The 16,334-nt window shown below is 61.2% G+C and carries 8 protein-coding genes; 6 read left to right on the top strand and 2 right to left on the bottom strand.

The genetic code is table 11. From position 1 onward, the window contains the following. Positions 1-110 precede the first annotated feature (110 nt). From GM668_RS17775 to GM668_RS17760, 4 genes are all read left to right on the top strand, one after another. On the top strand, positions 111-7,802 hold the full coding sequence (locus tag GM668_RS17775; RefSeq protein WP_155440285.1) for an SPM autocatalytic domain-containing protein: 7,692 nt from the start codon (positions 111-113) through the stop codon (positions 7,800-7,802). Positions 7,803-8,020: 218 nt separating this feature from the next. Beyond that, positions 8,021-10,699 (top strand): bifunctional diguanylate cyclase/phosphodiesterase, encoded by a 2,679-nt coding sequence (locus tag GM668_RS17770; protein ID WP_155440284.1) that lies wholly within the window; start codon positions 8,021-8,023, stop codon positions 10,697-10,699. Positions 10,700-10,766: 67 nt separating this feature from the next. Then, a complete protein-coding gene (locus GM668_RS17765; RefSeq protein WP_155440283.1) occupies positions 10,767-11,402 on the top strand; it encodes an FABP family protein in 636 nt (211 codons plus the stop codon). 10 nt (positions 11,403-11,412) lie between these two features. After that, positions 11,413-11,862 (top strand): RrF2 family transcriptional regulator, encoded by a 450-nt coding sequence (locus GM668_RS17760; protein WP_155440282.1) that lies wholly within the window; start codon positions 11,413-11,415, stop codon positions 11,860-11,862. A 16-nt stretch (positions 11,863-11,878) separates the two neighbouring features. Here GM668_RS17760 and GM668_RS17755 read toward each other — a convergent pair whose 3' ends face one another. Then, positions 11,879-12,718, bottom strand: coding sequence for an HDOD domain-containing protein (locus GM668_RS17755; RefSeq protein ID WP_155440281.1), 840 nt, complete (start codon positions 12,716-12,718; stop codon positions 11,879-11,881). Between the two features lie 88 nt (positions 12,719-12,806). After that, positions 12,807-14,096 carry a D-amino acid dehydrogenase gene (locus tag GM668_RS17750; RefSeq protein ID WP_155440280.1) on the bottom strand — a complete coding sequence of 430 codons (1,290 nt, stop codon included), beginning with the start codon at positions 14,094-14,096 and terminating at the stop codon, positions 12,807-12,809. A 100-nt stretch (positions 14,097-14,196) separates the two neighbouring features. Between GM668_RS17750 and GM668_RS17745 the strand changes: the two genes are divergently transcribed. Together GM668_RS17745 and GM668_RS17740 are read left to right on the top strand one after the other, a co-directional pair. Continuing rightward, positions 14,197-14,691 (top strand): Lrp/AsnC ligand binding domain-containing protein, encoded by a 495-nt coding sequence (locus GM668_RS17745; RefSeq protein ID WP_155440279.1) that lies wholly within the window; start codon positions 14,197-14,199, stop codon positions 14,689-14,691. 88 nt (positions 14,692-14,779) lie between these two features. Then, positions 14,780-16,333, top strand: a complete 1,554-nt coding sequence (locus GM668_RS17740; RefSeq protein ID WP_155440278.1) for a hypothetical protein — start codon at positions 14,780-14,782, stop codon at positions 16,331-16,333. Position 16,334 lies beyond the last annotated feature (1 nt).

Raw genomic sequence — 16,334 nt, 5'->3', positions numbered from 1 at the left:
GGTACCCGGGTGACCGGGTGCCGCTCCCGGAACGGCAAGGCACGGGCTTTGCCGTTTTCATCAATTAAGCGTCGCCGTACTGCGCGGTGTCTTTCACAAGGAGAATGGAAGTGGCTAGCATTATTTCATTACTGAACACCTTCCAGATTGCTTCCCTCAGCACAGAAACCATATCCGGCCTGAACTCGGCGGATATCAGTGCGCTGGGTACGGAGAAACTGGGGGCTTTGACGACAGATCAAGTCAAGGCATTGACGTCGGCCCAGGTCGGCTATCTATCGACGTTGCAGGTGTCGGCTGTGTCGACCTTGCAAATCGCTGCACTGTCGTCGTACCAGATCGGCGGCTTCAGCACGTCGCAAGCTAAGGCGCTGACTTCCGATGAAATCGTCGCGCTGTCCACGGATTCCATTGCAGGCTTGAAGTCGTCGGCGCTGGCTGCGATGACGACCTTGCAGGTTGACGCCCTGACGTCCGTTCAAATCGGCGTGCTGTCGACTGCGCAGGTGAGTGCGCTGACGACCCAGCAGTTGAGCAGCAGCCTGAACACCACGGACATCGTTGCGCTGGATACGCTGCAACTGTCCGCCCTGAAATCGTCCCAGCTGGCGGCGCTGAACACGGATTCCGTGGCAGCCCTGACCACGGACCAGCTGTCGTCGCTGACGACCACCGCGATGGCCGGCTTCAAGTCGAGCCAGATCGGCGCGATGACGACGCTGCAAATCGAACAAATGAACAGCGTGCAAATTGGCGCGCTGAGCACGTCGCAGATGGCCGGCCTGACGTCCGCGCAAATCCGCGGCATGGAAGACGTGGACCTGGCGGCAATCAAGACCACGGTGATTTCGTCGCTGTCCACGCTGCAAATGGCGGGTATTTCCACCGCCCAGATCGATGCGTTGACGTCCGCGCAAATCGGCGCCCTGACGACCAAGCAAATCTCCAGCGGCTTTGATTCGGCCCAGATCGGCGCATTGAACAGCTTGCAGCTGGCAGGCTTGACGACCGCACAGTTCTCGTCGCTGACCACGGACACCATCGGCGCCATCGCCACCGATGCCATCAGCGCGCTGAAGTCGACCGTCATTGGTTCGCTGAAGTCGAGCCAGGTTTCGGCACTGACCACCCCGCAATTGGGCCAACTGTCGTCGTCGCAAATTGCTGCGCTGAGCACGTCGGTGATCAGCAGTCTCAATACCCTGCAAGTGTCGTCGCTGGACGATACGCAAGTGGCCGCACTGAATTCGCTGCAACTGTCGGCGCTGACGACCGATGGCGTCGCCGCGCTGGGCACGGACGATGTGGCCGCGATTACCACGAAGGCGCTGGCTGGCCTGAAGTCCACGCAAATCGCCGCTTTGAATACGGCCGAAGTCGTGGCGCTGGATACCAACCAGGTGGGCGCACTGACCAGCACGCAAGTTGCCGGACTGGATTCGTCGCAAATCCGCGCAATGGAAGATGCGGACCTGGCAGCGATCAAGACCAGCGTGATTTCGTCGCTGACGACGCTGCAGATGGCCGGTATTTCCACCGACCAGATCGACGCGCTGACGTCGCTGCAAATCGGTGCGCTGACCACCAAGCAAGTGGCGTCGGGCTTGAACTCGAACCAGTTGTCGGTCTTGAACAGCCTGCAACTGGGCGGCTTGACCAGCGCGCAATTTGCCGCGCTGACGACGGACACCATCGGCGCCATTGCTACCGATGCGATCAGCTCGCTGAAGACCACGGTGATTGCTTCGCTGAAGTCGAGCCAGGTATCGGCGTTGACGACGCCGCAATTGGGCCAACTGTCGTCCACGCAAATTGCCGCGCTGAGCACGTCCGTCATCAGCAGCCTCAATACCTTGCAAGTGTCCGCACTGGATGACACGCAAGTGGCCGCGCTGAGTTCGCTGCAACTGTCGTCGCTGACCACCGATGGCATTGCTGCGCTGGGCACGGATGATGTGGCTGCGATTACCACGAAGGCGCTGGCTGGCCTGAAGTCCACGCAAATCGCCGCTTTGAATACGGCCGAAGTCGTCGCGCTGGATACCAACCAGGTGGGTGCGCTGACCAGCACGCAACTGGCCGGTTTGGACAGCTCGCAAATCCGCGCAATGGAAGATGCGGATCTGGCCGCGATCAAGACCAGCGTGATTTCGTCGCTGACGACGCTGCAGATGGCCGGTATTTCCACCGACCAGATCGACGCGCTGACGTCGGCACAAATTGGCGCACTGACCACCAAGCAAGTGGCTTCGGGCTTGAACTCTAACCAGTTGTCGGTCTTGAACAGCCTGCAATTGGGCGGTTTGACCAGCGCGCAATTTGCCGCGCTGACGACGGACACCATTGGCGCCATTGCTACCGACGCGATCAGCTCGCTGAAGACCACGGTGATCGCTTCGCTGAAGTCGAGCCAGGTGTCGGCGTTGACGACGCCGCAATTGGGCCAGCTGTCGTCCACGCAGATTGCCGCGCTGACCACGTCCGTCATTGCCAGCCTGAACACGCTGCAAGTGTCGGCACTGGATGACACGCAAGTGGCAGCGCTGTCGTCTGCACAATTGTCGTCGCTGACCACGGATGCCATTGCCGCACTGGGTACGGACGATGTGGCAGCTATCACCACGAAAGCGCTGGCCGGCCTGAAATCCACGCAAATCGCCGCTTTGAATACGGCCGAAGTCGTCGCGCTGGATACCAACCAGGTGGGCGCACTGACCAGCACGCAAGTTGCCGGACTGGATTCGTCGCAAATCCGCGCAATGGAAGATGCGGACCTGGCAGCGATCAAGACCAGCGTGATTTCGTCGCTGACGACGCTGCAGATGGCCGGTATTTCCACCGACCAGATTGACGCGCTGACGTCGCTGCAAATCGGTGCGCTGACCACCAAGCAAGTGGCGTCGGGCTTGAACTCGAACCAGTTGTCGGTCTTGAACAGCCTGCAACTGGGCGGCCTGACCAGCGCGCAATTTGCCGCGCTGACGACGGACACCATAGGCGCCATTGCTACCGATGCGATCAGCTCGCTGAAGACCACGGTGATTGCTTCGCTGAAGTCGAGCCAGGTGTCGGCGTTGACGACGCCGCAATTGGGCCAGCTGTCGTCCACGCAGATTGCCGCGCTGAGCACGTCGGTCATTAATAGCCTGAACACCTTGCAGGTATCGGCGCTGGACGACACGCAAGTGGCGGCCCTGACGTCGCTGCAACTGTCGTCGCTGACCACCGATGGCATCGCTGCGCTGGGTACGGATGACGTAGCTGCCATCACGACCAAGGCGCTGGCTGGCCTGAAGTCCACACAGATTGGTGCACTGAACACGGCGGAAGTCGTCGCGCTCGACACCAACCAGGTGGGCGCGCTGACCAGCACGCAACTGGCGGGCCTGGATTCGTCGCAAATCCGCGCAATGGAAGATGCGGATCTGGCCGCGATTAAGACCAGCGTGATTTCGTCGCTGACGACGCTGCAGATGGCCGGTATTTCCACCGACCAGATCGATGCGCTGACGTCCGCACAAATTGGCGCGCTGACCACCAAGCAAGTGGCGACGGGCTTGAATTCCAACCAGTTGTCGCTGTTGAACAGCGTGCAGCTGGCGGGCCTGACCAGTGCGCAATTCGCCGCGCTGACGACGGATACCATTGGCGCCATTGCCACCGATGCGATCAGCTCGCTGAAGACCACGGTGATTGCTTCGCTGAAGTCGAGCCAGGTTTCGGCGTTGACCACGCCGCAATTGGGCCAGCTGTCGTCCACGCAGATTGCCGCGCTGACGACGTCGGTCATCAGCACCTTGAACACGCTGCAAGTGTCGGCGCTGGACGACTCGCAAGTGGCTGCGCTGACGTCGCTGCAACTGTCGGCACTGTCCACCGATGGCATCGCTGCGCTGGGCACGGATGACGTGGCCGCGATTACCACGAAGGCGCTGGCTGGCCTGAAGTCCACGCAGATTGGCGCACTGAACACGGCGGAAATCGTCGCGCTCGACACCAACCAGGTGGGTGCGCTGACCAGCACGCAACTGGCCGGTCTGGACAGCTCGCAAATCCGCGCAATGGAAGATGCGGATCTGGCAGCGATCAAGACCAGCGTGATTTCGTCGCTGACGACGCTGCAAATGGCCGGTATCTCGACCGACCAGATCGATGCGCTGACGTCGGCACAAATTGGTGCGCTGACCACCAAGCAAGTGGCGTCGGGCTTGAACTCGAACCAGTTGTCGGTCTTGAACAGCCTGCAACTGGGCGGCTTGACCAGCGCGCAATTTGCCGCGCTGACGACGGACACCATCGGCGCCATTGCCACCGACGCGATCAGCTCGCTGAAGACCACGGTGATTGCTTCGCTGAAGTCGAGCCAGGTGTCGGCGTTGACCACGCCGCAATTGGGCCAGCTGTCGTCCACGCAGATTGCCGCGCTGAGCACGTCGGTCATTAATAGCCTGAACACCTTGCAGGTATCGGCGCTGGACGACACGCAAGTGGCGGCCCTGACGTCGCTGCAACTGTCGTCGCTGACCACCGATGGCATTGCTGCGCTGGGTACGGATGACGTAGCTGCCATCACGACCAAGGCGTTGGCTGGCCTGAAGTCCACACAGATTGGTGCACTGAACACGGCGGAAGTCGTCGCGCTCGACACCAACCAGGTGGGCGCGCTGACCAGCACGCAACTGGCGGGCCTGGATTCGTCGCAAATCCGCGCAATGGAAGATGCGGACCTGGCAGCGATTAAGACCAGCGTGATTTCGTCGCTGACGACGCTGCAGATGGCCGGTATTTCCACCGACCAGATCGACGCGCTGACGTCGGCACAAATTGGCGCGCTGACCACCAAGCAAGTGGCGACGGGCTTGAATTCCAACCAGTTGTCGCTGTTGAACAGCGTGCAGCTGGCGGGCCTGACCAGTGCGCAATTCGCCGCGCTGACGACGGATACCATCGGCGCCATTGCCACCGATGCGATCAGCTCGCTGAAGACCACGGTGATTGCTTCGCTGAAGTCGAGCCAGGTTTCGGCGTTGACCACGCCGCAATTGGGCCAACTGTCGTCCACGCAGATTGCCGCGCTGACCACGTCGGTCATCAGCACCTTGAACACGCTGCAAGTGTCGGCGCTGGACGACTCGCAAGTGGCTGCGCTGACGTCGCTGCAACTGTCGGCACTGTCCACCGATGGCATCGCTGCGCTGGGCACGGATGATGTGGCCGCGATTACCACGAAGGCGCTGGCTGGCCTGAAGTCCACGCAAATCGCCGCTTTGAATACGGCCGAAGTCGTGGCGCTGGATACCAACCAGGTGGGTGCGCTGACCAGCACGCAACTGGCCGGCCTGGATTCGTCGCAAATCCGCGCAATGGAAGAAGCGGACCTGGCAGCGATCAAGACCAGCGTGATTTCGTCGCTGACCACGCTGCAGATGGCCGGTATCTCGACCGACCAGATCGACGCGCTGACGTCGGCACAAATTGGCGCGCTGACCACCAAGCAAGTGGCGACGGGCTTGAATTCCAACCAGTTGTCGCTGTTGAACAGCGTGCAGCTGGCGGGCCTGACCAGTGCGCAATTCGCGGCGCTGACGACGGACACCATTGGCGCCATTGCCACCGATGCGATCAGCTCGCTGAAGACCACGGTGATTGCTTCGCTGAAGTCGAGCCAGGTATCGGCATTGACCACGCCGCAATTGGGCCAACTGTCGTCCACGCAGATTGCCGCGCTGACCACGTCGGTCATCAGCACCTTGAACACGCTGCAAGTGTCGGCGCTGGATGACTCGCAAGTGGCTGCGCTGACGTCGCTGCAACTGTCGGCACTGTCCACCGATGGCATCGCTGCGCTGGGCACGGATGATGTGGCCGCGATTACCACGAAGGCGCTGGCTGGCCTGAAGTCCACGCAGATTGGCGCACTGAACACGGCCGAAGTCGTGGCGCTGGAAACCAGCCAGGTGGCTGCGCTGACCAGCACGCAACTGGCCGGCCTGGACAGCTCGCAAATCCGCGCAATGGAAGATGCGGACCTGGCAGCGATCAAGACCAGCGTGATTTCGTCGCTGACCACGCTGCAGATGGCCGGAATCTCGACCGACCAGATCGACGCGCTGACGTCGGCACAGATCGGTGCGATGACGACCAAGCAAGTGGCCGTTGGCTTCAATTCGAACCAGTTGGCAACGTTGAACAGCCTGCAGCTGGCTGGCCTGACGAGCATGCAATTCGCTGCACTGACCACCGATACCATCGGCGCCATTGCAACGGCCGACATCGATACGCTGAAGACTTCCGTCATCAGCGCACTGAAGTCGACGCAAGTCACCGCCATCACGACGGCACAGCTGGGCGAATTGACGTCGCAGCAAATCGCGGCGCTCAGTTCGTCGGTGCTGGCAGCCTTGAACACCAACCAGGCTGCTTCGCTGAGCGATACGCAAGTTGCTGCGCTGAGCTCGGTACAACTGTCGGCGCTGGGTACCGATTTGATTGCCGCACTGGGTACGGAAGACGTGGCGGCCATCACGACCAAGTCGCTGGCCGGCCTGAAGTCCACGCAGATTGCTGCGTTGACGACGGACCAGCTGGTGGCGATGGACTCGCTGCAAGTGGCGGCACTGTCCACGACGCAACTGGCCGGCTTGAGTTCGGCGCAAATCACGAAGATGGATACCATCGACGTGGCTGGCATCAAGTCGTCCGCCGTCGCATCGCTGACGACCTTGCAGATCACCGGCTTGACGACGGACCAGCTGGTCGCGATGTCGACCAGCCAGTTTGCTGCACTGACCAGCAAGCAGGTAACGGGCTTGACGACCTTGCAAATCTCGGCGCTGGAAACCACCGATGTGACGGCGCTGCGGACGTCAACCATCCTCGGCTTGAATTCCGAGCAGTTCGCCGGCCTGACGACCTTGCAGCTGTCGATGCTGTTGACGTCGCAAGTGAATGCGCTGACGACCTTGCAGACGGCGGCCTTGAACACTGCCCAGGTCAATGCTTTGGCGGCAGGCGACTCGCCGATCGTGCTGGACCTGGATGGCAACGGCATCCAGACGCTGGCCTTCAACGCAGGCGTCACGTTTGACTTGACCGGTTCCGGCAACAAGGCGGGCACTGGCTGGGTTGGCGGTGGCGACGGCTTGCTGGCACTGGACCGCAACGGCAATGGTTCCATCGATGATGGCTCCGAACTGTTCGGTACCGGCACCATCCTGGCGAACGGTGCGAAAGCATTGAACGGCTACCAGGCGCTGGCGGAACTCGACATCAATGGCGACGGCAAGCTGACCAGTGCCGACGCGGCCTTCGGCAACTTGCGCGTATGGGTGGATGGCAATGCGGATGGCGTTAGCTCGGCAAGCGAATTGAAATCGCTGGCTGACTTGAACATCACGAGTCTGAGCCTGGATGCGAAAGCCGGCAGCGACATCAACAATGGCAACCTCGTGGGCTTGACGTCGACATACGAAACTGCCGATGGCCAGACGCATGACGCAGCCGACGTATGGTTCGCCGGCCGCAACGTGGGTGGCGATGCGTCCAGCCTGCGCGGCAATGTCAGCGGACTGGTGCAGTCGATGTCGTCCTTCACCGGCGACACGCCGCAAGGTGGCGGCGCCCTGGCGATGGATGGCGGCAGTACCGTCAACGCCAGTGTCGCGACACTGGCGGCAGCCATCGACCAGTTTGACGCCACCAAGCTCAATGGTGCGGCAGACCTGGCGGCTAGCGACAGCGACTTGCGTCTGAAGGCGCTGTCCAGCAGTGCAGGCCAGGGTGGCATCCTGGCGTCGAAGTAAGCATGCGTAGGCGGGCGCCAGCCCGCCGGCACGTAAAAGGCAAGGCTGCGGTCTTGCCTTTTTTATTTTTTAAGCCAGATTATTGTTTTCATAAATACAATGTGTAGTGAAAGATAGAAATTAATCGACAGTTACTAGCAATTGATTTACAGTGCTGGGTTTGCGCCCGGTTCCCGTAGTTTAGGTGCACGCGCGCGCCCATTTGGATACATTTCCCCATGCCAAAAGCACGTCACGTCCGCCATTTCTCCACCACCGCGCACAGTAAATGGATGCGCCTGGCGCTGGAAACGTACGTGACGTTGCCGCTGACAATGGCGCTGCTGCTGGGCGCGATCTGGGCCTTTACCTTCCATTTCATCGACATTGAACGCCACGCGGCACGCGCCGGGGCGGCTGACTCCGTGCAAGAGCTGGCTGACACGTATGAAGCGCAAGTGTCGCGCAACCTGGCCGGCATCGAACAGACGCTGAGCGTGGTCGCCTATGCGGTCGAACGCAAGGGGGCGGCCGGTGCGCTGCAGGAATTGAATTCGCACGGCTTGCTGCCGTCTGGCCTGGTCTTTACCGTCAGCATAGCCGATGCGCAGGGCCGCATCGTGGCGCGCAATCCTGCTGCCCGCGCGCTGTCCGTTGCCACGCAGCCTTACTTCCGCGTGCACCGCGATACGCCCGGCCAGGATGTGCGCGTGGGCGAAACGCAAGCCGACGATGCGGCGGGCGATCCGCGCCTGCATTTCACGCGCCGCATCAACGATGCGGATGGCGAATTCGCCGGTATCGTCATCATGGAAGTCGATCCCGGCTATTTCACGGCTGGCTATGAACGCCGCCGCCAGGGCGAGCAGGGCGTGCTGGCGCTGGTTGGCAATGATGGCGTCGTGCGCGCACTGCGCACCGGCGACAAGATTTCCTGGGGCGACCAGATCGACGTGCGCGCGGAAGTCGGCGCGCCGGCCATTCATTCGTGGGATGGCGTGTCGCGCTATGCGACGGCGCGCCAGCTGCAAGGCTTCCCGCTGCTGGCGCTGGCCGGCTTGTCCGAGCGCGAACAATTGGCGCAATTTGAACAGCGCCGCCGCAACAGCCTGATGGAAGCGGGCGTGGCCAGCGCCGTGCTGGTGGTGCTGGCGTCGCTGGCGTGGTATTGGGCATGGCAGGGCGCGCGGGCGCGCCGCCGCATCCGCCGCGCCAATGAAACGTATGCGGCCGCATCCGAAGCAAACATGGATGCATTTTTCGTGCTGCAGGGCGAGCGTGACCGCAAAGGCGCCGTGACGGACTTCCGTATCGTCACCACCAACAGCCGCGCGGAAAAATTGACGGGCTTGTCGCGCGAACAATTGCAGAGCATGATGCTCAGCGCATGGCTGCCGCAAGCGCGCCACAACGGCATCTTTGCCGAGCTGGAGCGCATCATGTGCAAAGGCGGCGTGTATGAAGCGGAATTGCATAACACGATGCCGCAACTGCATGCGCGCTGGCTGCACTGGCAAGTGGTGGCCGTGGCCGACGGCGTCGTGGCCATCGTGCGCGACATCAGCGAGCGCAAACTGGCCGAGGAACGCATCGTCCACATGGCGCACCATGACACGCTGACGGGCTTGCCGAACCGCAGCCTGATTGACGACCGTCTGCGCCAGGCGATTTTGCATGGCGAGCGCAATGACCGCGAAGTGGCCGTGGCGTTTATCGACCTCGATAGTTTCAAGCTGGTCAACGATGGCCTGGGCCATACGGCGGGCGATGAATTGCTGAAGGAAGTCGCGTCGCGCATGGTGGGCTGCGTGCGCCGCCATGATACGGTGGGCCGCTTTGGCGGCGATGAATTCGTGCTGGTATTGCCAGAGCAGCATGACAGTGAAAGCGCATTGATGGTGTTGCTGGACAAGATACGGGAAGCCGTGATCCAGCCCGTGGTGCTGGACGGCCAGCCCGTGCAGGTCAGCTGCAGCATCGGCGTGGCCATGTACCCGCGCGACGGCAGCGACCCGGACACCTTGCTGATGAACGCGGACGCCGCCATGTACCGCGCCAAGGATACGGGCAAGAACAATGTGCAGTTCTATACGCAGGAAATGAACGCCAGCCTGGAAGAAAAACTCGCGCTGATGGAAGGGCTGAGGACGGCCCTGCACGGCGAACAATTCCTCGTGCAATACCAGCCGAAAGTGCGGCTGGAAACGGGCCGCGTGTTTGGCGTGGAAGCGCTGCTGCGCTGGCGCCATCCGGAGCGGGGCATGATGCCGCCGGACCAGTTCATTCCACTGGCGGAAGAAAGCGGCGCCATTGTCGCGATTGGCGAATGGGTGCTGCTGACGGCATGCCGCCAGGGCCGCGCATGGCAAGACATGGGCTTGCACCCGATTACCATTTCCGTCAACGTGTCGCCGCGCCAGTTTGACGATGCGCGGCTGGTGGCGCGGGTGCGGCGCGCGCTGGAAATTTCCGGCCTGGACCCGAAATGGCTGGAGCTGGAAGTCACGGAAAGCTTGATCATGCGCGACTTGCAGCAATCGGTTGCCAAGATGCGGGAATTGAAAGCCATGGGGATTTCGCTGTCGATCGATGACTTCGGCACCGGTTATTCCAGCCTGGCGGCGTTGAAATCGTTCCCGATCAGCAGCCTGAAGATCGATAAATCGTTTGTGCGCGACCTCGACACGAATAGCGACGACCAGGCGATTGCCCGTGCGATTATTTCACTGTCGCACCAGCTGCAATTGCGTGTCATTGCGGAAGGCGTGGAAACCACGCAGCAGCGCAGTTTCCTGCACGAGAGCGGCTGCCATGACATGCAGGGCTACCTGTTCAGCCGCCCGGTGGCGCCGGAATTGATCCAGGGGATGCTGGAAGGGCAGGCGGACGCGGAAATGCCGGAATGGAGCATGGCGTAAACACTGCGGGCAGCGGGCGGGGAGTTGCATTAAAATGGACATACTGCAACTTCTTGTACCGCGCGCCATGAGTGAATTTTCCGACGACATCTATACCGAACCGTCCGACGTGGACGTCAACACGCTGGCGAACCTGGGCCCGCTGACGGCGATGGCCGGCGTGTGGCAAGGTGAGCGCGGCCTCGACATCAAGCCGAAAAAAGACGGTCCCCGCAAGCAGGCGTATGTGGAGCGCATCGAGCTGCAGCCGATCGACCCGGTCACCAATGGCCCGCAACTGTTTTATGGCTTGCGCTATGTGATTTTCATTACCAAGCCAGACCAGGTGAAAACCTACCATGAACAGGTTGGCTACTGGCTGTGGGAGCCGGCCACCAAGACCGTGATCCAGACGCTGGCGATTCCACGCGGCCAGATCGCGATGGCGTCCGGCACGGCCGAACCGGATGCGAAAACGTTTGAGCTGGTGGCTGAACGCGCGTCGGAAACGTATGGCATACGCTCGAACCCATTCCTGGAATATGGATTCAAGACAGTCGAATACCGGATCAAGGTTACGATTCACGATGACGGCACGTGGGGGTATGAGGAAGATACCGTGATGCTGATTCGTGGCAAAGAAGACGAGCCCTTCCACCATATAGACCGTAATTTGTTGCAGAAGGTAGGGGAGCCGACGCCCAACCCGCTTGCGCGACGCTGACATACCCGCCATGAGACTGACTTCGTTTACTGATTACACGCTGCGTTCGCTGATTTACCTGGGCATGAACCGGGACCGTCTGGTCACGATCCAGGATATTGCGGACTTGCACGCTATTTCGAAAAACCACTTGACCAAAGTGATCCACCAGCTGGGCGTCAACGGTTTGGTGGAAACCGTGCGGGGCCGCAATGGCGGCCTACGGCTGGGCAAGGAACCCGAGGAAATCAATATCGGCGCAGTCGTGCGCCAGAGCGAATCGGACTTCTTCATGGCCGAGTGCTTCGACACGGAACACAATTCGTGCGTGCTGGACGGGAATTGCTATTTGAAGTTCAAGCTGAAGGAAGCCACGGAAGCGTATTTGCACGTGCTTGATGGCTTGACGCTGGCCCGCTTGCTGCCGCGCAAGGGGCTGGCGGCGGAAGCCCAGCCTCTTGAATTCGTTCCGCGGCAGTGAGTGCGCAGGGCGGCAGTCACACCAATAAAGCCGCATTCATGGCAGCCGCATCGCGCTCTGCTTCCGCCATGATGCTTTCCATCATCTCATCATCGATGAACAGGTCAATGACGGAATCGCCTTGTGGCGGCAATTCCCGTGGCGGCGGCGCCATCGGCGATGCGACCGGCGACAGCTGATTCGCTAAAATCAGCGTATCGAGCAAGGTTTCCGGCGGAATTTGCAGGAAGCCATCGCGCAAATTCTGGATCGCCGTGCTGACGGGTTCCGGCACATTCAGCTTGGCCAGCACTTCCCGCGTAATGATTTCCTCGCTGGCCGGCTGCCAGTTGTCGGGATCGTCATCGAGCAGCCCGGGGAATTCATCGGCGCGCGACAGCAAATAAAAATTGCCCACTTCATGCACGATGGACGCGAACAGCGCCGTATCGGGATTGGCGCCCGTCACTTCGCGTGCGAGGATGCGGGACAGGCACGCCACGTGCACCGTGTGCTGCCACAGCTGCTCGGCCTTGGCCCGCACGTCGGGATTGGTGATCTTGGCGCCAAACGAGCGCACCACCATGGCAGCGGCCAGCGCAAACAAGTTGTGGTAGCCGATGCGCATGATGGCGGAACGCACATTGACCACTTCCGGTCCGCTGGTACGGTTGAACATGGCGGAATTCGACAGCGCCACCGTGCGCGCCGCCAATTGCGGCTCTTGCAGCACCAGGCGGATGGCTTCTTCGATGGGACAGTCAGGATCGTCCAGCGCCAGCTGCACGCGCAGCGCTGCATTGACACTGGTGGGGAAAACGAGGTCGCCGCGTATCGCAAGGGCTGCGATGTGACCGTAGGCTTCGAGTTTGTTCATGCAAAAATTATACGCATGGGACCCGGCTGCCACAATGGAAGGATGGTCAGGCGTGGCGGCGGCACATCGGCCGCCACGCTAACCCGCGTCACGCGTTGGCAAATTCCGGACGGCCGGCAGCGCGTTCGCGGCTGTAGCGGCTCACCGACAAGTCGTCCGCCTTGATGGCCGGACGCTTGGCCGACATGATATCGGCCAGCAATTGTGCAGAGCCGCACGACATGGTCCAGCCCAAGGTGCCGTGGCCCGTGTTGACGAACAGGTTGCGCACCCCGGTACGGCCCACGACCGGCGTGCCGTCCGGCGTCATTGGGCGCAGGCCGGTCCAGAATGCTGCTTTGGCCGTGTCGCCGGCGCCCGGGAACAAATCATTGACCACCATTTCCAGCGTTTCGCGGCGGCGCGGGTTCAGGCGCTTGTCGAAGCCGGCAATTTCCGCCATGCCGCCCACGCGGATGCGGTCGTCAAAGCGGGTCACGGCGATCTTGTACGTTTCATCCAGGATGGTCGACGTGGGCGCCGCGTCCGCGTTGACAATCGGCACGGTGATCGAATACCCCTTCAGCGGGTACACGGGAATCTTGACGATGTCGGCCAGCAGCTGGGTCGAGTACGCGCCCAGCGCCACGACAAAGCTGTCCGCTTCCACCAGGCCGGTTTCCGTCATCACGCCTTTGACTTCATCGCCGGCCATGGCAAGGCTGGAAATATTGACGTTGTAGCGGAATTTGACGCCCAGCTTTTCCGCCATGGCCGTCAGGCGCGTGGTGAACAGCTGGCAATCGCCGGTTTCATCGTTGGGCAAGCGCAAGCCGCCCACGAGGCGGTCTTTCGAACGGGCCAGGCCCGGTTCAGCGTTGACCAGCTCGTCACGGGTCAGCAATTCGAACGGCACGCCGGTTTCTTTCAGCACTTCGATATCCTTGGCCGCGCCATCGAGCTGCTGCTGGGTACGGAACAGCTGGGTCGTACCTTGCTGGCGGCCTTCGTATTGAATACCGGTGGCGGCGCGCAGCGCCTTGAAGCAATCGCGGCTGTATTCAGCCAGGCGCACCATGCGTTCCTTGTTGACGGCATAACGCTCGGCATTGCAGTTCTGCAGCATTTGCCACATCCACTGCAACTGGAACAAGGTACCGTCCGGACGGATGGCCAGTGGCGCATGGCGCTGCACCATCCATTTCAGCGCTTTCAGGGGAATGCCGGGCGCGGCCCAAGGGGAAGCGTAACCGGGGGAAATCTGGCCGGCATTGGCGAAGCTGGTTTCCTGGGCGGAGGCGCTCTGGCGGTCCAATACCGTCACGTCATGGCCGGCCTGGGCCAGGTAATACGCGCTGGTCACACCGATCACGCCGCTGCCGAGAATCACGATACGCATAATGTCCCCCTGATGAATGCTTATTTGGTTGATGCTGCTATGGTATTTATGTTTTACTAGTATTTGTTACTGTATATTCGTAGAGAAACAGGAATAAATCATGCGAACTCAAAAAGAATCCGTGCGCGGGCTGGACAAGCTGGACCGCAAAATCCTGCGCATCCTGCAAGAAGACGCCCGCATTTCCATGAAAGACCTCAGTGAACAGGTGGGCTTGTCGATTACGCCGGTCATTGAACGGGTCAAGCGTATGGAGCGCGATGGCGTCATTACCGGCTACCACGCGCGCATCAGTGCGCCGGCATTGGGCGCGACATTGCTGGTGTTCGTGGAAATCACGCTGAACACGAAGTCGGCCTCCATGTTCGAGCAATTCCGCCGCGAAGTGCTGCGCATCCCCGAAGTGCAGGAATGCCACCTGGTGTCGGGCGATTTCGATTACCTGATCAAGGCCCGCATCCACGAAATGGCGGAATACCGCAAATTGCTGGGCGACATGCTGCTGCAATTGCCGGGCGCCGCGCAATCTAAAAGTTACGTGGTGATGGAAGAAATCAAGGAAACCCTGTTCCTGTCGACAGACGCCCCCGTATAAAAGCTATAACAGTGGCGGCATCGTAGCGTGCTTGCTGCGGGATGACGGCGAACTATAATGTTTCCGACAACATCCCAACGAGCACAGCATGGAGCCCGAGCATTTGATCGACGTCCGCAGCCTGGACGAACATTTATCCAGCGACCATAGTTTTGGTTCCGCGCTGGCCCGTACCGTGGGTGCGATTGCCGCGGCCGATGGCGCACCCAACCTGGCGCAATTTGCCGCCGTGACGGATTTGGCGGGCGAAGGGAAAGCCTCGGCCGTCTTCAATGCGCTGGTGCTCAATGCCATTGAATCCGGCGTCAATGTCGAGTGGGCCTTGCAGGCGCTGTCGCGCAGCGCGGTGGGAGTGGACCAGCAGGCGCGCGAAGGCGCGTTTGCCATGCTGCGGCCCCTGATTGCGCTGCAAAACGGCAAGGCGCGGGCGCTGGCGGGCAAAGCCGCGAAAGCGTTGAGCATCAAGTTGCGCACTGACGACGTGACGGACATGCCGCTGGAAGAAGACCGCAACTTGCTGGCCAATATAGGCGACCAGGCGCGCAAGCTGGTGCGCGGCCGTTCCGTGGCCGATGCCGTGGCGGATTTCGGCCGCCAGACCGGCAACATGGAATTGATCGGCAGCGCGCGCCGCTGCCAGGCGGGCAAGCTGGACATCGAACAATTGCGCGTGCAGGCACAGCAGGCGGCGCAAGCCATCCAGGCCGGTGTGCTGGCTTATGAAGACCACGTGGCGCCACAGGCCGCATTGGCGGCCCAGGCCGAAGCGCTGGTGTCGGCCGCGCTGGAATTGAAACGGCAAGTGCAGCAGCGGCTGGCGCTGGTCGATGCCCGCATTGCCCATGAGCGCAGCACGCTGTGGCAAGACATCGACGACGCCGTGCATGACGCGGGCAACGCCATCGAGCTGGCCATCACCGACCGCTTGAATACGGACCAGTGGAAAGATGGCGAAGTGTGGGACAGCATTGCCCGCAACCAGTTTGGACAGGAAATGGAGCGCCGTCTGGACCGCGTCGTGCGGCGCAAGGAAGAAGCGCTGACCTTGCTGAACCATGATTTGCGCTTGTTCCAGTCCGACATGCGGTTGTCGCAAAACACCGTGTTCCACCGCGAACACCATGCGGCGCTGGCCAAGCTGATGCCGCGCATGCGTATCGGCACACGGCTGGCCAACAAGGCGGAAACTGCCGCCAACATCACGCTGATGGGCGGCGCCGTGGCGGCGGCAGGCACGGGAACGGCTGCTTATGTGTTCGGCGTGGCCGTCATCATGCCGGTGGTGGTGCCGGTGGCGCCGTTTGTCGGCGGCGCCGTCTTGCTGGCGGGCGCGTTTAAATGGTTTGCCGATGCCGGCAAGCGCAAGCGTTCGGAAATCCGCGACAAGCGTCTCGTGTTTGAAGAAGAATTGCGCAAGCGGCTGAAGGAAGCCGAGAACGCGTATACCGCGCAACTGGAACAGGTGGCTGTCGCCTTCCACGAATCGGCGCGGCAAGTGTTGACGCCGATTTTATTGGAAGCGGAGGCTGCGGGCAGGGTGCTGCAAATGCGGGCGCGGATTGCGGGCAAAGTCATTGCGCAGTCGCAGGAAGCCGTGAGGCTGCTGGAGCAAGAGGTCGGGCAGGCGGGTGTGGTGCATTGAA

Source organism: Pseudoduganella ginsengisoli (assembly GCF_009720865.1).
Taxonomy (GTDB): Bacteria; Pseudomonadota; Gammaproteobacteria; order Burkholderiales; family Burkholderiaceae_D; genus Rugamonas; species Rugamonas ginsengisoli.
Note: the sequence above shows the minus strand (reverse complement) of the source record. Positions and strands in the feature narration are given on the sequence as shown.